Annotated in this window: 18 protein-coding genes and 2 pseudogenes; 14 read left to right on the top strand and 6 right to left on the bottom strand. The window is 48.6% G+C overall.

What is annotated here, in order from left to right; genetic code table 11:
• Positions 1–37: 37 nt before the first annotated feature.
• The gene (xerC, locus tag ABZR88_RS02310) at positions 38–1,153 is read right to left on the bottom strand and encodes a tyrosine recombinase XerC (RefSeq protein ID WP_107831536.1); all 1,116 of its coding nucleotides are present in this window, start codon (positions 1,151–1,153) and stop codon (positions 38–40) included.
• A gap of 183 nt (positions 1,154–1,336) precedes the next feature.
• Between xerC and ABZR88_RS02305 the strand changes: the two genes are divergently transcribed.
• Positions 1,337–2,725 carry a DNA/RNA non-specific endonuclease gene (locus ABZR88_RS02305; protein WP_107831534.1) on the top strand — a complete coding sequence of 463 codons (1,389 nt, stop codon included), beginning with the start codon at positions 1,337–1,339 and terminating at the stop codon, positions 2,723–2,725.
• Between the two features lie 387 nt (positions 2,726–3,112).
• Here the strand turns inward: ABZR88_RS02305 and istB are convergent, their stop codons facing one another.
• Together istB and istA are read right to left on the bottom strand one after the other, a co-directional pair.
• Positions 3,113–3,874, bottom strand: coding sequence for an IS21-like element helper ATPase IstB (gene istB / locus ABZR88_RS02300; RefSeq protein ID WP_107831783.1), 762 nt, complete (start codon positions 3,872–3,874; stop codon positions 3,113–3,115).
• Between the two features lie 20 nt (positions 3,875–3,894).
• Complete coding sequence (gene istA, locus ABZR88_RS02295; protein WP_369434689.1) at positions 3,895–5,424, bottom strand: IS21 family transposase; 1,530 nt, start codon at positions 5,422–5,424, stop codon at positions 3,895–3,897.
• Positions 5,425–5,490: 66 nt separating this feature from the next.
• On the opposite strand from istA, the pseudogene ABZR88_RS02290 reads away from it, so the two are divergent.
• The 7 genes and pseudogenes from ABZR88_RS02290 to ABZR88_RS02260 form a co-directional block, all read left to right on the top strand.
• Positions 5,491–5,703, top strand: a pseudogene (locus ABZR88_RS02290) (hypothetical protein); the annotation flags it as partial.
• Between the two features lie 16 nt (positions 5,704–5,719).
• Positions 5,720–5,848, top strand: a complete 129-nt coding sequence (locus ABZR88_RS02285; protein ID WP_369434727.1) for a hypothetical protein — start codon at positions 5,720–5,722, stop codon at positions 5,846–5,848.
• 34 nt (positions 5,849–5,882) lie between these two features.
• Positions 5,883–6,308 (top strand): DUF932 domain-containing protein, encoded by a 426-nt coding sequence (locus ABZR88_RS02280; protein WP_369434703.1) that lies wholly within the window; start codon positions 5,883–5,885, stop codon positions 6,306–6,308.
• A 548-nt stretch (positions 6,309–6,856) separates the two neighbouring features.
• The gene (locus ABZR88_RS02275; RefSeq protein ID WP_107831787.1) at positions 6,857–8,671 is read left to right on the top strand and encodes a reverse transcriptase/maturase family protein; all 1,815 of its coding nucleotides are present in this window, start codon (positions 6,857–6,859) and stop codon (positions 8,669–8,671) included.
• Positions 8,581–9,362 (top strand): annotated as a pseudogene (locus ABZR88_RS02270) (DUF932 domain-containing protein). The gene ABZR88_RS02275 and the pseudogene ABZR88_RS02270 overlap by 91 nt, the downstream one beginning before the upstream one ends.
• Before the next feature lie 399 nt (positions 9,363–9,761).
• Entirely contained in the window at positions 9,762–10,721 is a 960-nt protein-coding gene (locus ABZR88_RS02265) for a type IV toxin-antitoxin system AbiEi family antitoxin (protein WP_369434702.1), read from the top strand.
• Positions 10,714–11,481 carry a hypothetical protein gene (locus tag ABZR88_RS02260; protein WP_146166548.1) on the top strand — a complete coding sequence of 256 codons (768 nt, stop codon included), beginning with the start codon at positions 10,714–10,716 and terminating at the stop codon, positions 11,479–11,481. Before ABZR88_RS02265 ends, ABZR88_RS02260 begins: the two co-directional genes overlap by 8 nt.
• A 43-nt stretch (positions 11,482–11,524) precedes the next feature.
• Here ABZR88_RS02260 and ABZR88_RS02255 read toward each other — a convergent pair whose 3' ends face one another.
• Positions 11,525–13,048: an IS630 family transposase gene (locus ABZR88_RS02255; RefSeq protein WP_170113618.1), complete on the bottom strand. Its 1,524-nt coding sequence runs from the start codon at positions 13,046–13,048 to the stop codon at positions 11,525–11,527.
• 51 nt (positions 13,049–13,099) lie between these two features.
• Positions 13,100–13,693: a hypothetical protein gene (locus ABZR88_RS02250; protein WP_107829017.1), complete on the bottom strand. Its 594-nt coding sequence runs from the start codon at positions 13,691–13,693 to the stop codon at positions 13,100–13,102.
• 143 nt (positions 13,694–13,836) lie between these two features.
• Here ABZR88_RS02250 and ABZR88_RS02245 point away from each other — a divergent pair, with 143 nt between their 5' ends.
• From ABZR88_RS02245 to ABZR88_RS02220, 6 genes are all read left to right on the top strand, one after another.
• Positions 13,837–14,820: an SPFH domain-containing protein gene (locus tag ABZR88_RS02245; protein ID WP_107829018.1), complete on the top strand. Its 984-nt coding sequence runs from the start codon at positions 13,837–13,839 to the stop codon at positions 14,818–14,820.
• A 6-nt stretch (positions 14,821–14,826) separates the two neighbouring features.
• Positions 14,827–15,279 (top strand): tol-pal system YbgF family protein, encoded by a 453-nt coding sequence (locus tag ABZR88_RS02240; protein WP_107829019.1) that lies wholly within the window; start codon positions 14,827–14,829, stop codon positions 15,277–15,279.
• 1 nt (position 15,280) lies between these two features.
• Positions 15,281–16,192 (top strand): hypothetical protein, encoded by a 912-nt coding sequence (locus tag ABZR88_RS02235; protein WP_107829020.1) that lies wholly within the window; start codon positions 15,281–15,283, stop codon positions 16,190–16,192.
• A gap of 6 nt (positions 16,193–16,198) precedes the next feature.
• Positions 16,199–17,080, top strand: coding sequence for a hypothetical protein (locus ABZR88_RS02230; protein WP_107829021.1), 882 nt, complete (start codon positions 16,199–16,201; stop codon positions 17,078–17,080).
• Between the two features lie 271 nt (positions 17,081–17,351).
• Complete coding sequence (locus ABZR88_RS02225) at positions 17,352–17,969, top strand: hypothetical protein (protein ID WP_107829022.1); 618 nt, start codon at positions 17,352–17,354, stop codon at positions 17,967–17,969.
• 115 nt (positions 17,970–18,084) lie between these two features.
• Complete coding sequence (locus ABZR88_RS02220; protein ID WP_107829023.1) at positions 18,085–19,056, top strand: DUF2462 domain-containing protein; 972 nt, start codon at positions 18,085–18,087, stop codon at positions 19,054–19,056.
• Positions 19,057–19,086: 30 nt separating this feature from the next.
• On the opposite strand, the gene ABZR88_RS02215 is transcribed toward ABZR88_RS02220, so the two are convergent.
• Positions 19,087–20,367 (bottom strand): hypothetical protein, encoded by a 1,281-nt coding sequence (locus tag ABZR88_RS02215; RefSeq protein WP_107829024.1) that lies wholly within the window; start codon positions 20,365–20,367, stop codon positions 19,087–19,089.

The following is a 20,367-nucleotide window of genomic DNA, read 5'->3' as shown; positions in this document are numbered from 1 at the left end:
CGCCGACTATACCTTAATAAATGATGCTGAGACCAAACTAAAGCTCCGGCAGGAATGCTCTCAGGTGCTCCTGCCGGAGCTCGCCAAGGCCGCGGAGGTAATCCAAGGTTACTTTTAAACTGGAATGTTGTAGTAGTTGCTGCAGGACGTAAGGGTCTTTGCATTTCTGATAGATCCGGATGGCGGCAGTATGGCGAAAGGAATAGATCGTTTGGCCTGGTTGGAGTAAGCCATCTTTTTTTAGCTGGATGCTGGCTCTGCGCCATTGGAGGTTGAAGTAGCTGGTGTTGTAGGGCTTGGTTGCCACTGTGAACAGGTTGCCGCCGGGTTTGCTGATCGCCTGGAACCTCGGGCGGATCTTTTGCTGTACGTATTCCGGCAGGTAAACGATGCGTACTTTGCCACTTTTATTTTCTTTGCCTGACAATACGATCTCTGTGCAGTCTTTGACGATGTGTTGTTTTTGGAGCAGCCGGATCTCTTTGTGCGGTCGCAGCAGGCTGCCGTAGGTGAGCAGGCAGTATAAATAAAGTTGAGGATAATGAGGCTCGAGGTATTTTAGGATGCCTTTGAGTTGTTCATCAGTGAACGGGATGTTCCGGACAGCTTTGGGACGACCGGGCCGTGTGTGTGCGATCAGGTCTTTGGTGCCGTAACCTTTTCTGACGATGGCTTTGAAGAATACGCTCAGGCATCTCCGGTAGTTGGTATAACTCCGCTCCTTGGTGTGATACTTGCTGAGAAAAGCTTCTACCCTGCCTGGCAGCAAATAATCGTAGGGACTGGCGAGTTCATGGGGTAACAGAAAATCGGTAAAATGCTGGTGTAGGGCTTTCAAATTCTTTTTGTAGACGTCTGAAAGTTCTGAGGTCTGCTTTTCTTCCAGTACCAACTGCAGGGCGGATCGCAGTGAGTGCCCCTTGGGCGGGGTTCCTTTAGGTTGCCAGCCTGCCAGAAGCGCCTGATGGAATGCGGTTTGTAATGCTACGGCCAGCCTTTCCCGACTTTCATGATCCCGGTAACGGTTGGGGTGGATCGCCAGCCCCAGGCCTTTTCCGTTGTATTCGCGATGCCGGATTCCGTTGTAATGATAGTAGATATAGATCCTGCCTGCTGGATCTTCGGGAAAGCAAATGCATGGTATGGTGTACATGGATTATGGTAATTGAACGACGCTTGGGTTTTGATAAAAAACCAAAACCTTCCCGTAAAGTTTAACGTATAAGCAATCCATTGGCAGCAAGCCAGCAAGGGTAATAAACTGAAAATCTTTCCTTAACACCCGGTTCATATAGGGGTTGCACTTTTACCTTTCTGCTCAAAAACAAACATTAACATGAAATTTAAACATTTACTGGCCCTGCCGGCGGCGGCTATGCTATTGCTGTCATCCTGCGCCAAAAATCAAACCATTGCACCCGTAGCCGCTGCTGAGCAGACAGCGGCCGTGGCCAAACTGAAAACCGAAACGATCACCCAGACTTTTGACGAGACCTTTGAGTCCGGTACAAAAGGTGCTTATGCAGCAGCGGATGTTACGCTGAGCAGCGGCAGCTGGAATCTGGACAATGCGCTGATCGGAACGCTGAGCACTGACCATAAGAACGGTAGCAAGAGCGTGCGTATCACGAGCACTGGTACCATGACCATGAATTTTAATGTGAGCACCGGCGCATCGACCGTGACCATGCAATATGCGGTTTACGGTTCTGATGGTGCATCAACTTTCCAGTTGTGGCAGTCGACCAACAGCGGTTCTTCTTATAGCCAGGTAGGTTCAACGATCACCGCTTCATCGGCTACTTTAGCTACGGCTACTTTTACGGTGAACACTGCGGGCACGATCCGCTTCCAGTTACGTAAGGTATCGGGCGGCTCGAACCGTATCAATATCGATGACTTTACAGTTAACAGTTATGATAATGGTTCTGGTGGCGGCACGGGTGGTGGTACTGGTGGTGGCGGTTCTACCGGCGACAATACTAACCTGCTGCTGGGTAACCCAAGTGGTGCGGTAGCCAGCACGACCACCGCTCCGAACAACTATCTGTGGGATCAGACCTATTTTGTGGAAAGCTATAACAGCACCCGCGGCGAACCGAACTGGGTGAGCTGGTATCTGGGTGCTACTTCACTGGGTTCTACCGCCCGTACTGATGCTTTCCGTGCGGATCCTAACCTGCCTGCTGGCTGGTATGCGGTACAAAGCACGAGCTATTCAGGCAGCGGTTTTGACCGTGGTCATAACTGTCCAAGCGCGGATCGTACGACTACCACCACCGCGAATGAGGCGACTTTCCTGATGACCAATATGATCCCGCAGGCACCGAACAATAACCAGCAGACCTGGGCGAACTTTGAAAATTATCTGCGCTCACTGGTAACTGCCGGTAACGAGGTTTATATCGTGATGGGCAGCTATGGTACCGGTGGTACTGGCTCAAGTGGTACCGTTACTTCAGTTGATAATGGTCACGTTGCTGTGCCGTCAAACGTTTGGAAAGTTGCCGTGGTGATCCCGAATGGTAACGGTGATTTGGCGCGTATCACTTCCTCGACCCGTGTGATCGCGATCAATACGCCGAACATTAATACCATCAACAGTGACTGGAAAACTTATCGTTGTACCGTACGAAGCATTGAATCGGCTACGGGTTATAACCTGCTGTCAGCACTTCCGCAATCTGTTCAGGATGCGGTGGAGACTGTAGTTGATAATCAATAATAGTATTAACTTATTCCAAAGGAAAGCCGGGCAGTATGCCTGGCTTTTCTGTTAAAATACCGTTTATGGTAACGTGATTATGCATGCAAGGTGCTTCTCCATACAAGTTTGAAACAAACTTTAGGAAACAATCACTGATAAAAAACTACAGGACAGTTTGGCAAACTGCTAGACGCTCCAATCTTCCCTACTATTTTTAATTACTTCTTTCAAAAGCGGATAAATAATAAAAAATAAATATGGATGGATTCATACTTCGGGAACGGTATGGCGCTAAAATGTATAATACGGAGAAGTTGACCAGGTGATTCCGTGGCAAATTGACCACCCAAAGTGCTGGCGAACGAGCGCAGCGAACGCTGTAGAAGCGTTGTCAAAAGTAGTTATTTAAAGTGTGTTTTGCAGATAGCTTTTTTCGGGCTCTGCGGGCCTTCTTTTTCTCATCGACTCTCCCTTTAGTTCCATCCGGTGCGCATCATGCACGATGCGGTCGAGGATAGCATCAGCGATCGTCTTTTCACCAATGACCTCATACCATTTACTGACCGGCAGCTGAGAGGTGATGATCAGGGATGTCTTACCGTGCCTGTCCTCAATGATCTCCATCAGTGCGGCCCTGCTCTGCGCATCAAAAGGTTGTATACCGAAGTCATCCAGGATCAGTAGTTGCTGGCGTTCCAGTTTGGCTACATCCTTCATGTAGGAACCATCTGCCTTGGCCATCTTCAGCTTAGCAAAGAGTTTGGGTGTGCTGGCATAGAACACGCGGTAACCCAGTATGCAGGCTTGGTGTCCGATAGCAGAAGCGATATAGCTTTTGCCGATACCGGTGCTGCCTGTGATCAACAGGTTCTCATTCCGGTCAATAAAGTGGCAGTCTGCCAGGCGCATTACCTGATTGCGGTCGATACTACGGTCGGCATGGTAGTGGATGTTCTCTACCGAGGCCTTATAGCGGAACTTAGCATACATGATCGTACGCTCTATGCGCCTGTTCTGCCGGTCGTCCCATTCGGCCTCTACCAGGTGGGCCAGCAGTTCATCAGTGGTGTATTCTGCGGTCTGTCCCGTTTCCAGGCAGCTTTTAAAGGCATGGTACATGCCATAGAACTTCAGTTTGCGAAGTTTGTCTAAGGTGTTCGTGTTCATATCGATCTGTTCATTAATGGTTATTTATAGTAGTTCTCTCCCCGGATATTGTCATGGCTGGGCATAGGCAGCTCGTCAGCAAATAAGCTTTCCTCGTAGCTGTCCATCTTGTTCTCCAGTATCTGCTGTATGGTCTTGTAGTTGTACACGCCATAGCCGAGCGCACGCCTGCAAGCGCTGGCCAGCCTTTCGTTACCTGCCTTGCGCGCCAGGCTGAGGATACCGATACAGGAGCGGTAAGCTTGTTCCGGATGTTGCTTTCGGTCCAGTATCTTCAGGATGTAAAGCCTCACATCCTCGTGAATGGATGCTGCCCATTCCAGGAACTTATCGGGTGTCCATTCGGTCATAAAGCGGTGTGTCGAAGCCAGGTGATCTTTATCCGTTGTGTAGCTGTAAGGGCTTTTGATGCGCCTGTGCATGGCGATGCGTTCATAGTGGTAGTAGACTTCTACGTTGGTGCGGGAATACAGCAGTTTGACCTTCCTGCCGATAAAGCGGTACGGTACGCTGTAGTAGTGTTTGTCGATACCCAGACAAACATGTCCGTTCTTCATTACAGTGGCCTGGTGCTGCCGTTTGAACTCATAACGTAATGCCGGTAATGGCGAGAGTGCCTGGCGTTCTATCTCCTCGAACTGGAGCTTTCTGCTGTAATTGCGGCCTTTCAGCGGCTGGCTGTTATGTGCTTCTAAAGCGACCTTGATCGCGATATTCAGTTCTGCAAGGGTATGATAGGCCTCTTTGCGAACAGGTGCGTAGATACGGCTGTAAACGATCTTAACGGCTCCTTCTACCAGTGCTTTGTCACGAGGGCGGTACGCCCTCGCTGGTAAGATGGTCGTTCCGTAATGGTCGGCAAAGTCAGCAAAGGTCTCGTTCAGCGTTGGCTCATAGCGGTTACTCTTGGTAACGGCAGCCTTCAGGTTGTCGGGAACGATGGCGGCAGGTACGCCGCCATAAAAGTGCAGGGCATTCTCACAGGCTGCTATAAAGTCTTCTTTCTGCTGGCTCAGCACAGCTTCTACGTAAGTTAGTTGGCTGGCGCCAAGGATAGCAACGAACACCTCGGCCTCGATGACCTCACCGGTATCCTTGTCCGCTATGCTTAGCTTTTCACCGGCAAAGTCCACATACAGCTTATCACCGGCTTTATGATCCAGGTGCATCGTGGGGTTCACGCGGGCTTTCCACTGGTTGTAATAAAAGCAGAATTGGGTGTACTTGAACCCGTCAGGGAACTCTTTGATATAAGCTTCCCACAGGATGCGGCGGTTCATACCGACACGCTTTAACTCTTTATCTATCTGCGGGAAACAGCGTTGCAGGGCCACCATTCGCTTGTCCGGGGGACGTTCACTGCTTTTGCCAAAGAAGTCCTCCAGCTCCTTATCATTAAGGGTATTGATTTCCTCGAACGTAAAGCCGCTGGCATCGAACGCAATAAGGTACTTCTTTGCGGTATTGCGTGACACGCCGGTCTGGGCCGCTATCGATAGCTTGCTGCGGCCCTGGCTGTACATCCTGAGGATCTGTCTTATCTTACTCATGCTTATCGTAGTGTTGGCCATTAGTGAAGTTGTTAAACCTCAAAAATAGGCCTGCTTCTACAGCATATGTGGCTCGTTCGGGGTGGTCAGTTTCCTCCGAAATCAGGTGGTCACTTTCCCGCGGAATCGGTGGTCAGTTTGCGCCGAAATCAGGTGGTCAATATCAGCGAATTCTCCACTAAAAATCCATTCTTAAATATAATTCAATTTTTTGATGGCCTGGGCCGCCCGATGCAACAGGTGAACTGGCAGGCCTCAGGAAATGGGGACAAAGATATAGTAACGCCAATAGCCTATGACCAATACGGGCGGGAAACAAGAAAGTATGTGCCAGCACCAGGCGACTATCCGTGTATCTAATACCCGTAAGGTGAAGGTAATGGCCGTGAAGGCCATGGATTACAAATTAAAAAGCAGGTTGTAGCCTGCCTATCTGAAAACTATTAATATTAAGAACGATGACAACGATCAATAATGCAGCGGTTAAACCAAAGGTTTGGCAGCTATTAGGTAAAACGATCACGAAGTGCGAGACCAGTGCGGAGGCGATGGCGGAGGCCGGGCTGGATTTTGAGGTATTGAAACGTCCGAATGTACATCCGCTGCCGAGCGGGATGAATGTGATTTCGGAGAACAGTTATTTCACGTTCCGAACGGATACGGAGGCGGTGCTGGGCGATAAGATCGGTCCGGACTATGAGGTGGTGAATAACAGCGAGGCTTTTGCTTTCTTTGACAGTATTGTGCGGGAGTATGGCGGCGTCCATTACGAAAGTGCGGGTGCGCTGGGTTATGGGGAGGTGGTTTATATCACAGCCAAACTGCCGGAGCATATCCGGGTGGGCCGGGATGACCTGATCGAGCAATATATTGTGCGCCCATAAGGGTATATAGTGAATGTAGCTTTGGCAAGCTATTAGGCAAGTGTTTATATCGCCTATCAACAGCCGACTTATCTGAAAGGGAAACTGGACAGGGAGTGTAGCATGTCGGAAAAGCCATAAGTCAACTAATTGTCGTGTTGCGACTGAATGGCAAGTTGAAAAGTAGATATGAGGATGAAATCTATTCTGATTGAACGAGAGCCTTAGCGGTTAGTTGTCTAAGCACGGACGGAAGACAGTTATAAACGTCGGTATTGTGATACTACAACGTAAACAGATAGCGGATGTAGCATAACGTATCACAATCGCAGCTACAATAAGTAGAAACAGGTTAAATCGCATCCGACAATCTACAAAGCCAGGTCACTATATATCTAAATGGGGATTACCTAAATCGGAATGCCACTGGCGTGGCTATGGGGATAGCCCCTGAATATTCGACATGGTAACGGAGCTCCCGTAGTAGTCCGAGCAAGGGAAAGCCTTGTACATGGCGAAGGGGATGCAGTTGATTCAGTTTAATATGATTAAAGGAAATTGTGAGAGACATGAGAAGTCCCGAAAAAGTATTAAACAGTCTAACCGAACACAGCAGTGACTTAAACTACAAGTTTGAACGGCTGTACAGGCTACTGTTTAACGAAGAGATGTATTACACTGCTTATCAGAATATCTACAGCAAAGTAGGTAATATGACGGCAGGCACCGATGGCACAACCATCGATGGCATGAGTATATCCCGAGTTAAACGGTTGATAGCTACGTTGCAAAACGAAACTTATCAACCAGCACCATCCAAAAGGATATACATTGCCAAGAAAAATGGCAAGAAACGTCCTTTAGGTATTCCAACATTCATCGACAAACTGCTACAGGAAGTCATCCGGATGATACTCAATGCAATATATGACGGTAGTTTTGAAAATACTTCTCATGGTTTCAGACCTGAAAGAAGTTGTCACACAGCGCTGACCAAAGTTCAAAAGACATTTACAGGAGCAAAATGGTTTATCGAGGGAGATATAAAAGGTTTCTTCGATAATATTAACCATGACGTTCTCATCCATGTTTTAGGTGAACGTATCGCAGATGAAAGGTTCATTCGATTAGTAAGAAAGTTCCTCAATGCAGGTTACGTTGAAGATTGGGTATATCACAGATCATATAGTGGTACACCTCAAGGTGGTATCATTAGCCCAATACTGGCTAACATATACCTTGACAAACTGGACAAGTATATTAAAAATTACATTAGCCAGTTTGATATTGGAACATCAAGAAAGCTTAACCCCGTACTCCGCCAACTGGTACTAAAGAAACACCGCTTAGTTAAGAAACTCAAAATTGAAAAGGACGAGAATGTTAGAAAGCAGTTAATTGAACAAATTAAGGGAATAGTTAAGGAACGACAGAAATATCCTCCTATGGATGATATGGATAAAGGTTTCAGGAAACTAAAATATGTCAGGTATGCAGACGATTTTCTCATAGGTATCATAGGTAGCAAAGATGATTGCAGAAAAGTAAAAGAAGACATTAAGGCTTTCCTTAATGACACACTTAAATTGGAACTTTCAGATGAAAAGACCCTGATAACCAATGCGAATTGTCATGCAACGTTCTTGGGCTACGATGTATTCGTACGTAAATCAAATAATACGTTAACGGATAAAACTGGTAATCCTATCAGATGCTTCAATAGTAAGGTGGTACTTTACGTCACCACAGAGGTAATGAGAAATAAACTACTGGAATATAAGGCTTTGAAAATAACAACGCCCAATAAGAAAGAAGTTTGGAGAGGCAAGTCCCGTGGAAATATGATAGGGTTTGATGCACTGGAAATAATCACCCAATACAATGCCGAGATATTAGGCTTCTATAATTACTATTCAATTGCCAATAACAGCCACATTATCAACTCTTTTTATTACATCATGCGATACAGTATGTATAGTACTTATGCAAGTAAATACCGCTCCACGATATCGAAGTTGATGTACAAATACAGAGTAAATAAAACTTTCTCTATACCCTACACTAATAAAAAGGGCCAGACAAAGTATCGTCCTCTCTACAATGGGGGTTTCAAACGAAAGACACCTACGTACGACAGCGAAGTAGACACCATTGCCAAAACAGTAACCTACACAGGGGGCAGAAACAGCTTATCGGACAGGCTAAAAGCACGCATTTGTGAGTATTGCGAAGCCACGGATGATATAGAAATGCACCATGTAAGGAAACTGAAAGACCTTAAGGGTAAAACGGAATGGGAAAAGAAAATGATTGCAAGAAGAAGAAAAACCTTAGCAGTATGTTCAACATGTCACGACAAATTACACGCAGGAAAGTTAGACTGAATGAATTGATGGAGAGCCGTATACTCGGAGACGGGTACGTACGGTTCGGGGGCAGATTCAGGGAAACCTACTACAGCAATGTAGTGCAAGGCGCCAGGTCTCGAGCCTACTTCCTGACCACTTCGCACGATGGTTCGGGCAGCATTACGATCGCTTTTACGCCGGTGCGGATCTATTGCCGCAATACGCTGAATGCCGCGTTAAAGAACTGTACCAACGCGATCAAGATCCGGCACACGGTGAGCGCAGCGGATAAGTTAAGGACCGCGCATGAGATGCTAGGTTTGTCTATCAACTGGCCGTTGAACTGGAAGCGATCTATAACCGCTGGTCACGCATTACGCTGCGCGACCCGGAATTAAAACGACTGGTTCAGTTGGCCATGGCGCCTAACCCGGAGGCGCTGAGCAAATTGCAATTGGGACAAGAGGAGGAGCTTTCCGGCCAGTTCAATAACCTGGTAAATGGCGTGATGGAGTACGCCCTAACGGCGGAAAGCCAACTAGAAAACACTACCCGGGGCACTTTGTTCGGGGCGTATAACGCGGTAACGGGTTATCTCCAAAATGTCCGCAATTTCAAAGACGATGAGATCAAATTTCGTTCGCTATTCTATGGCGATGCGCTGAAAAAGAATCAGTCGGCTTTGACCTTTGTACGGGCTTTGCCAAATATGGTAATGAGGTATTGAATTTCAATTGAGTGTTTAGGGTGCGGGCTACAGCAGCCTGCCTCTATTTGCTAACAGCTTGGCGGGATAGATCTACCCCACCATATTAGACAAAAAAACTCCGGTCGCCCGCTGTTGCTTCGCAACAGACGTGCGTTGCTGACGCAAGTAAAGCCCTTTAAATACCCGACATTTATAACGCCATATACCTAATCATTTCCTGAGTTAGTGTCTTACAAATGTTCGTTTAATTACAATGTTCGTGAATCATGAACATTAAATAAAACTGAACATTTGTTTGCATTACTTAATCATGTTCATTAAATTTGACTGTTCATGAAACACGAACAAAAAATTTAAATGAACAACGATCTACAGATACTTAACGAGGGCATTCAAAAGCTGGCTAAACTTACGGGTATGGGGACCGCATTTAAAACAACCGGCGATCCTGCACATCAGGATGCCGGATATGATGGTATTCTGTATTTAAAGAGCGGAGCATATGAAGCCCAATTCTTAGCGGACATCCGCTATGAACTACGACAAAGCAAAGTTTTCACGGTAGCCAAACCGTTCAAAACTGACAGGCCATTGCTAATCGTTGCCCGCTATATACCCAAGCCTCTCAAACTGGAATTCCGGGAAAACGGCATTAATTACCTGGAAGCATCAGGAAACTGTTTTATACATACCGAAGGGCTGTATATATTGATCAATGACCAGCAAGTCACCGAGACCAGGGTCCCGGCGCAAGGAAAACTATGGCGCAGTTCAGGATTAAAATTTCTGTTCTCCATTATAACGGAACCCGGGCTGTTGAATGCGCCCTATCGCGCAATTGCCGATCACGCGCAGATCGCCTTAGGCACTATTGGCGGCTTGCTGGATGAATTAAAACAGGAACAGTTTCTGAAAGAGACCGGCCAGACTACTGGCCCTAAATATTTACTGGAGGGGCAGGAAAGGCTTATTCAACGCTGGTCAGATTATTTCATGGCCAATCTGCGCCCCAAATTAACGGAAGGAAGATTTTCATTCATTGATAGCAGCGCCAATAAATACTGGAAAAATAAAGGAGATCATAACATACAATGGGGGGGCGAAAACGGCGGCCATCTTTTGACCGGCTTCCTGCATCCTGAACGACACACACTTTACAGCGACTTACCTAAAACGGAAATCATGAGGAAGCTATTGCTAAAGCCTGATCCCGATGGCAATGTTGAGTTATTGAAGCCTTTCTGGAGACTAGATCCTAACCCTGAACGAGGGCCCAACAGCGCCCCACCGCTGGTTGTTTATGCGGAACTGAGCACTAATTTTGACAGCCGAAACAGAGAAACCGCTAAACGTATTAAAGCAGATTACTTTGAATAATTTTTTACTGAATCCTGAGATCGCGGATATGATCCAGGATTTGAATACCATCTTTTCAGAATTCGGCATCGATTATTATGTGGTCGGCGCCATTGCCAGGGACATCCATCTATCTGCTGACAGCACAGCCGCTGCTAAGCGGAAGACGGACGATGTGGACCTCGCCATATCCATCAACGATGCAGGCCAATATGAAGCGCTGAAACAAAAACTTTTTGCTACCGGAAACTTTGAGCCCCATCCGACAGAAGCGATTAAAGTATTTTACAAAGGCGGCATCGAACTAGACCTGCTGCCATTTGGGGAAATTGAAGGTCCGGACCGTGCGATCACTTTCACCGAACCTTCGCTCTTCATCATCAACATGCCGGGGTTCCGGGAAATCTATCCTTTTGTGGAAGAATTGCAGATCGGGGGTCAGAAGATCAAGGTATGTACGCTGGAAGGGATCGTGCTGCTGAAACTCATCTCCAATAATGACCGTCCACAACGGACGCACGATATCACGGATATTGAACATATCATCCAAGTCTATTTCGATCTGTATGCCACTCGTATCTATGAGGACCATTTTGACACCATGGATCTTTACGATACCGGCCGGATGAATTATCTTCAGCTGGTTTGTGCGCGGGTCATCGGCAGGAAGCTCAACCAGCTTCTGGAAACATCTGCTGAATTGCGGGTCCGGATTCAGCAGATACTCAGCCGGCGTCCAACCGCATTATGGGAAGCGATGTACGATGGAATGAACGATTAGCCCCCTATCAGAACACAAGTCTTTTACAGCCAAGGCGATCATTTCACCTGGCGCCGTGCATGGCGCTTCTTTTCCGGGTATCCTGCAATTCACTGAATCTGGCTCTGATATGTTCCTGGCCCCATATTTTCTTGCCGGCTCTTTTTGGGTTGGCCAGGAAATAGGCGTTGCGGATACTGAAGTGCAGATCGATGGCTTGTTTGCAGGCTTCCAGTGTTGGATAGTCACTGTTATGGATGACGGCTTTGGCCAGACCGCCAAAGACGGCTTCGATCACATTGAGGAACTGGGTACTGGCGGGTAAAGGTGCTATTCTGATCTCGGGTTTCGCGGTGGCATTGTGGTCCTGAATATATTGTTTGAGGATGAGCGAATTGTGCCAGCTGACGGCGTCCCAGCAGAGGTAGATCCTGGACTGGTCGGCATACCGTGCGAGCAGAAGGTCGATCAGCTTGATCATCTCAAAGGTGTTTTTCTTTTCGGAGTAAAAATGGTGCACCTGATTGGTGGAAAGCTCGAGTGCGGCGGTGCAGATGATAACGCCCTTGGCTCTTTGTTTTTCGGGGACGGCAACAGGACTCTCCTTTTCATGACGCAGGGTGCGCCCGCCCTTGATCTTTACCCCGACCGGACCGTATTCATCGATCGAAAAGAACTTTTCATTGGGCTTCAGATGCTGTAGTATGCGCTGGATCTTCTTGATCTTCTCCCGGAACTTCGGATCTGGACTGGTGAGCATATCGCGGGATTGTTTATACCGGTAACCTAATTGCCGTAAACAACGCGATACCTGCATCACATGAACTTCAGGCTGATATAATTGATTATAAATACGGGTCAGTGCAACAATTGACCAGCTCGTCCGGTTAAGACCATGGCTTTGCGGGGACTCATGCAATAGCTTGACCAATTTCTCTTTCCGGTTCTTGATCGTAGCTTGGATACGTACGTTAGGTTTACGGGGAGTAGGCTCCAACCCAGCCAGGCCTTTGGTTTTATAAGCACGGATCCATTGGGTCACGGTACGCCAGGAAGATTCCGCTTTACTCATCAGTTCAGCTAACGTCGTTGCTGTTATCGCTCCCTGTAGGACCACGGCGATCTGCCAATGCCGGTGATCATTTCCCCTGCGCCAATGTTGCAGTATCGGTTGATCGGCGGGTGCAATACTGTCCAACAAAGGGACCGGGTAAGGAATAACACTATCTTCAAACCAATCAAAAAAGATAAACTTGAATGGAGAATAACTGTATCCCTGAGGACAATGTTTACGGTACTCCTCCCAGAGCGGCATGGCTTTCAGCACCTTCCCCTGCATGCCCGCAGCCAACACGGGCAACATGGGTATCAGCTCTTTGTATAACGGCGTTTCCCGATGCGGCTTGGGTTGCTCCGGCATGTAGAAGTACATGTTATCTAACTGATCCGGATAATGTGCCTTGATCCGCTCAAACTCCTTTTGATAACGATAGGTCGTAATCGTAGACACTCGCAATTCATGCGCCAGCTGGTAAGTGCTATAAGTCCCCTCAATAAAGCGCCGGCGCATGATATTACGCTTGAACATCGGTACCTGATGGCGATTCATAAAATTGCAACATTTTGACAACCAAAATGTTCACAATTCAAATCCGGCGACCAATGCGCTTTTTACCGCTTTCATGTTAGTGCCCATCTTTTCATAGATCAGCTGATAATGTTCGCATAGCCGTTTGAGCGCTGCCTGATACTCGGGATAGAGATCGTCGCGTTCCTGGGGCAAGGTGCGCCGGATGATATCCGACTGATCGAGCACTTTGAGGTATAATTCATGTGACCGCTTATTATCCTCAAGCATTTCGCCAAAGTCGTAGGGGGTATCAAAATAGATGCCGATCAGGTTATATTTCCAGTTTTCGTTATGGAGTTTTGTCTGATAGGCATCGAGGCGGTCCATTTCCTGGCGTAAAAAGTTAAGGGCGGCATCGCTCCGGTAATCCAGGCGCGTGTGCCAGTAGGCAATGTTCTTTTTGATCATGGCCATGAGCTCGCCGTTCATAAAATAAAAGTTCTCGCCAATCTCGGTCCTTTTGTTCCGGTAGTCCTTTTGCAGGTCCAGCTGTTGCTTACGGCGGTCATTGACATAGCTGAAGAGTCCAGTCATTAGCTGTGTCAGTAAGGCGCCGGCTAATCCGGCCAGACTGGTGAGCCAGGCGATTTGGTTTGATTCCATGTTTAAAAATACTAAATTTATTAGCAAATAACAAATCTGAATTCACCTCCCTTTTTTTATCTGCCTGCTATCATCAAAAATTTCTTTTGCTTTGGTAAGTTTTTATCTTAGTCTTGCAATCGTAAACATTATCACGAATTCTTATGCCGCAATTAACCGAAGTCCTTGAGTTTTTAGACAATACTGGTACCATTATGGTCAAGCGGGTACCTGACGACGGGCCCACTGAAATCAAATGGGGTGCACAATTAACGGTCCGCGACAGTCAGGAAGCGATTTTCTTCCGCGACGGTGAGGTCGTAGACGTCTTTGGTCCGGGCCGCTATATGCTGGAAACCCGTAACTTCCCGGTGATCACCAAATGGGTGACCAGCTTTGCCTATGGACCGGATTCACCGTTCCGCGCTGAAGTTTATTTTGTTAACAAAAAACTGTTTCTGAACCTCAAATGGGGGACACAGGAACCCATCCTATTTGCTGATAAAGATCTCAAGATGGTCCGCCTGCGAGCCTATGGTAATTATGCGATCAAAATCGTCGATTCCCACGTTTTTGTAAATCAGGTGGTGGGCACGATGGGCCTGTACCAGGATGCCACTATCGCTGATTACCTCCGCACCCTCATCACCGGTAAATTAGCCGGGGTGATCGCCCGTCAGGCACAATCCGTTATGGAATTGCCCGCCGCGTATGACAGTATAAGTGAAAACGCCAAAGCCGCCTTAGCTCCCGACTTTCAGCACCTCGGCCTGGCTCTGGATGAGCTGAACATCGCTGCTATCTCCGTGCCTGAAGAAGTTCAGCAAATGATCGACCAGCGTTCCGGCATGTCGGCATTAGGTAATTTGGACGAATTTATGAAGTACAAAATGGCAATGTCTATCCAGGATGCCGCTGCTAATCCTAACGGAGCAGCCGGGCAGACGGTGGGTAGCGGCGTCGGACTCGGCATGGGACTGATGATGCCACAGATCGTACAACAAACCTTGGCTTCCGCTGTCCAGTCACCGGCTCCGGCGGCATCCTCTGTCGAAAAACTAAAAGAACTCAAGGGGCTGCTGGATCTCCAGATTATTACCCAGGCAGAGTTCGATCAGAAAAAATCACAATTGTTAAGTCAGCTCTAAACCCTGATGGAAACCTTACCGTACGAACTTTTTACCACAGCCGTCACCTTACTACAGGCTCAGGTACTCATAGAGGCCTTTGCGGTGTTTCAACAGATCGCCGACGACTATCCAGACCATGAACTGGCCGATGATGCGCTTTATAATGCTGGTCTTTGCCAGTTTCAGTTGAATAACTTTCCGGCTGCAGTTAACTTGTTTGAGGAATTGATCAGGCGATATCCCGAAGCCACCATATACGACGGTCATGCCGGGAGAGAATTTGGCCGGACCGCCGCTAAAGCCCATTATGCCCTGATCAATTGTCACCTCAGGCTTGGTCAAGTAGCAGCAGCCATCAAAGAAAGCGTATCGCTTCAGGCTTACCCGGAATCCTATGTGCTTTCTGAGCTCGGCCAGCCGGTTTATTATCACGACCTCGCCCAAACTGCCATTCAAACTTATCAGCAGCTCAGCTAATATGGAAATCAATTGTACTAATTGTGGTGCGACGCTGTCTTTCGACTATGCTGCCAATGCTTATCAATGTGGTTATTGTGGCAGTATTTTCCAGCATGCCGGCCAACAACAGCAAGCGACTGCACAGGGTCTCGAAGCTGGCTGCATCCCTTTTCAAAAAACGCTCGATGATTTCCGTCAGGCAGTCATCGAATATTTAACCACGGGCGATCAAACGCCTGTAGATGCGTTGCCCAATGCCAGTATCGACCTGGTAGAACAGGTTTATTATCCTTTTTATACCGGCGATGAGCAGAAGCGTCCCTTTCCCAAACCCATCTATGGCGGCGACAGTGATTATGATGGTGAAAGTATCACACCTTTTGCCATCAGGACCGATCTTAAACAGATCATCCCGATCAGCCGTGCAGACACGAGCGGCATCCGTCTGCAACCCACAAACCTGCAAGCTACCGGTCTGTTTTACTATCCCGGCTGGTTCACCCTTTACGAATACCAGGGTCATTCTTTTTTGATCTTCATGAACGGTGTTACCGGTGAGATCAGCGGGACGAGGCCCCAGAACCTCCAGATTGCAGCGCCGGCCCGTTTGAACGTGTTGAAGAAATACGCCCTCATTGGCCTTGGCCTGTGGTTCGGTATCCTTGTCTTACGCGCTGCGCTAGGCGCATTTATCGGGCATCCGTTTGATACGCATGCGATGAATAATCCGCTCTTTAGCGAACCTGCCGAAATGTTCTGGTTTATCCGGGGTCTGATCTTCGTCGTTATTTTTCCGTTGCTCATGATCAGTGTATTTTACCCTAAAATCACCGAGGCTTATTATCAGCGTTTCCGTGTTCAACGCGGGCGCATCGCTAAACAAGCAGCCAGTCATCAAAATACTTTCCTCTTCCTGAAAACCAACACCTAACCTCGTATGGCCAACACACCCGCCCATTGCCAGAACTGCGGCGCAGACTTGCAAGCTGATCCTGCAGGAGCGCTCCGGTGCACTTATTGCGGAACAGTATATGCCCCGCAGGCCCTGCAAACCCCGGCATCCGGGCCAAACATCGCCTCCGAGACGCCGTCTTCTCTGGACAAAGACAATAACGCCGATTGGATCGTAGCCGTCATTGGCTTCCTGATACTGATCGGCATGGTCATCGCTAAGATCAGTACCAGCCGTCAGGAAGGTGAAGCTGCACTCGTTCAGGATTCGATCCGCACCGCGGCCTACAACCGGGATACCATACCTCAGGTGATCGATGGTCTGGCCACTGCCCGCGTCGAAGTTTCCCTGCACGACCGCGAGATCCTGCAGGCCCTCAATCCGGTTAAGATCGATATCGCGGGTTTCCGCAAACTCTACCGCAATGCGCGCAAGGAAAAGAGTCCGGTCGAAATTTATCTTCATGACAAAACCTCGCCGAAAAGCGAAAAGGTGAACGCCTGCTATGTCTACCTGACTAAAGGTTCCGCCGAAACATCGGCGTGGTTCACGCTGCAATATGCTGCCGAAAAGTGGCTGCTGCTAAATGATGCTACCTTTCTTTTCGACGGTAAAACTTACGAATACCCGGTGCATTTTGAACATCATCGCGGCCACCACCAAACCTGGGAGACCAGCGATCAGGGCACAGCCAGCGAACAAATTAAGGCACTGGTTAACATAGCGGCAGCTAAAAAAGCGCAGATCAAATATATCGGCGAACTCGGCACAATCATTGCTGACATTATGCCAAATCAACAGGCCGCCTTGCAACGCCAGTTACAACTGTATAAAGGCCTGCTGCTGGGCTACGACCAACCTGATTAAACGCTATGTCAACTACCCAAATCCAACAATGCCAAAATTGTAGTGCGGAACTTCAATCCGGAACCAGCGACAATTATCGCTGCGCTTACTGCGGGAGTACTTACGGGACACCGGTCGTACCGCTGGCACCTGCTGCTGTTTCCGGCGACGGACCGGTGGCCAGGGTGATCCCCAAAGAACCGGACAAGCGCAACAAAAGCTGGCTCAACTGGATTGCACCGCTGTCGTTATCGTACTGGTCAGCTGTCTTTGGCTGGTCCTGTCACCACCGGTGACCAGTAAACAGGCCGCGGCTACCGATGCGTTCGCTGCTGACAGTGTATTTTTGCTGGGCAAACTATCCGGCGGCTACATCAATAAACAAGCCATCCCTGATAACCGGGCGGTCTTAAAGCAGCTAGCGGGCGTGGCCACCGACCGTGCACTATTCTTCCGGAGCCTGCGTCATACCTGTCAGCAGGACACCCTGTTTTCCGATGAGTTCACGCTCCTGGATTCCTCAACCATTCTAACACCGGCTAAGCATGCGGTTTATGCGACGGTCAGCTCCGATTTGATCGGCTATCATTTGCGCCTGTTCGTCCGTTATGTCAACCCGGATTTTCAGCAACTTCGTAAAGTTATTTTTCAAATGGATGGTCAAAAGAAAACCTATGCGCCTACGTTCGGCACTGAAAGCGACAACACAGGGAACTGGGCCCAGAGCGAAGATCTGATAGACGCCGACAACATCGCTTTACTGCTCCGGTTGATCAATGCGCAGCAACTCACCATTACCTACCATACCGGCAGGAGCCGTCAGACCCGGACCATCAGCCCCACCGAGCAGACCGCCATGCGCCATATGCTGGAGATCTACAAGGGACTGTTGCTGGGATATGCATTTTAACGGAAAAGGTCAGTTCTCAACTTTTCCGTTAACGACTTTGCTTGAGCCTGATGCTAAGCTGTCTGGCTAAGAATTCTGCACATGATTTTCGTATCTTGTCTGCAAATCTTATCCCATGCGTTTACTCAACCTTGTCCGCATTGCTCTGGCGCTGCTCCTTTCCGCAGCCGCCTATTATATTATCAGCAGTCATCGTGTCCCCAATGTGAAACTTCTTCCGGGCGAACAGGTCAACGGTCAGTTTGCGGGGGATTATCATGGTCGTGTGGATCTGGAAAACACGAGCTTCAAGATCAGCGAACAGATCAGCTTTGTCAAGAGCAAGCTGGATTCCTTTACCTATCAGCGTTTTCTTAAGATGCTGACACAAGGCAGGCAGCCGGATAGCGCACAGCTGCGTTTTGCCCGCGCGAATGCGTCGCGGATGGTACCGAACTGGCGAATGGTTTATTTTCAGCGTATGGGCACACGAGGCTGGACCTTAGGCGACACTTCGGATCAGCACTATCGTTTTAAACGGCAGGTCAGCAGGACCTTCCGCCGTGACGGCTGGCACCGGTTCCAGGTATTGCCCATCGGTTTGCTGTTTGAAGAGCTGGGTAATACGGATGTGCTGCAGCACGATACGCTGGTCATCGATCCGAGGCGGCTGGTCGATTTCAACTATAAGCTGTCTGCAGGTTCGGAACTTGCACTTTACAGTCCGCACGGATTAGTTACTCAGACTTATCCAGCTGCAAAACCAGCGGACCTGCTCGACGAGGGGAACCGAGAGGTCTACCGTTTCAATGCGGCTGACCTGAATCAGCTCACGGATAATGAGCATCCGGCGATGGTCCTACGGCTGCGGCTGCTTAATCCCTGGCTGAATAATGTCATCGGTGAAACGACCAAAGACTGGGGTCCGGGAAAGGTCCTGGGCTGGCTGATCCTCAGCTTAGTGGCACTGTTTGGCGACAAGCTCAAAAAGAAAATACTGGAGCCGGTGGCGGACCGCATCTGGCCGGACCGGAAGGAAAAGAAGCAAGAACCGCGCCCTAAAAAACGTCCGGCTGCCCCACAAAAAAAGAAGGCCGTCAAAGATTGACGGCCCCTTTGCTCGATTTACAAATAGCGTTTAGTTTCCGGAATCAGCAGATTTGCTTTTCAGACCCAATGCGGTTGAAAACGCTGCGGGTGAAAAACTGATACCGATGGAGAAAGCGCCTTTGGCATACTGACGATGCGCATATTTAAGGGCATCATCTACCGATGTGATCGATCCGATACTGGTGACCTGGTTGGCATACTGGTTGACCCAGCTCCAGCCGAAGTTAAAGCCAAACTCTTTGGTTACCGCGAAATTACAGCCGGCATACAAATTCGATAAAGGATCGCTGGAGATCTTGGCACCGCCATAGACGCCCATACGGCCAAAGATGTTCTCCACGAGCCACTGGCCGGCGTCACGTTCTGTTTGTCCGTCCTGTTTGGAGAACAGGGACTTCCACAGTGGCCGGAAGTTATCGATGTCGCGGCCCGGATGCAGTTCCAGGATCGCATAGGCATTGCTTTTCCAGTCTTTGGCCTGATCCGCACTCGGTTTAACGGTCAGGTTGCCGCCGGAGATGGAGACATCCTGCACATTCAGCTTGCTGTTGGTCACGCCCACCTGGAAACTGCCGTAGTTCATCTCATGCACTGTAAAGGTCTGATCCGCTTTAAATGATTTATTGCTCAGGACGATATCGCAGGGATCTTTTATACGGGAAGCATTAACTTTGATCATGGTCACGCCCAGCTTTGGAACCGGTGCTGCGCCCATTGATCCCCAGACTTTGACCAGGTCATTGAAGCTTTGTTTGAGGTAACTGGTTTTGTAATTTACCTTTACCGTACTGGTCGTTAATTTTTTATCCACATTGGCCGACTCACTGTTCGCAAAAAAGTCATTTGAACCATCAACCAATACGAAATAGACCGTCTTAGTGGCCAGCAGGTAATTGCTGTAAAGCGTATCGGTGCGGTGCGCCTTATGGAAGACCTTTACGTTCAAAGAACTGAAGTCGATGTCAAAATTGGCGGCATTGTCGGTTAAGGTCCGGTACACCAGGATGACGGCCACGTTTTTTCCGTCATTGACATCTTTCAGCGCCTGTGCCAGGCCAGCTTTCATGTCACCCAGTTTCTCTGAGGGATTGGCCCCGGTCAGGTCGCCGTCGTTCTGGAAGATCTGTTGTAACTGCTTAAAGGCGCTGGCGTCATCTTTTCTTAGCGCGCTGATCAGCTGTTTGGACGGGGTGTTTTCCAGGTCGGCATAGACCCGGCTGCTTTCAAATTCGGTCTGGCCCTGCTGGGCATAGAGTCTGGTCATTGAAGAAAGGACCAGGAGGAGGATGAGGTAAGGTTTTGTTTTCAT

The sequence above is a fragment of the Mucilaginibacter yixingensis genome, assembly GCF_041080815.1.
GTDB lineage: Bacteria > Bacteroidota > Bacteroidia > Sphingobacteriales > Sphingobacteriaceae > Mucilaginibacter > Mucilaginibacter yixingensis.
The sequence above is the reverse complement of the archived record's forward strand: the minus strand, read 5'-3'. Positions and strand labels throughout refer to the sequence as shown.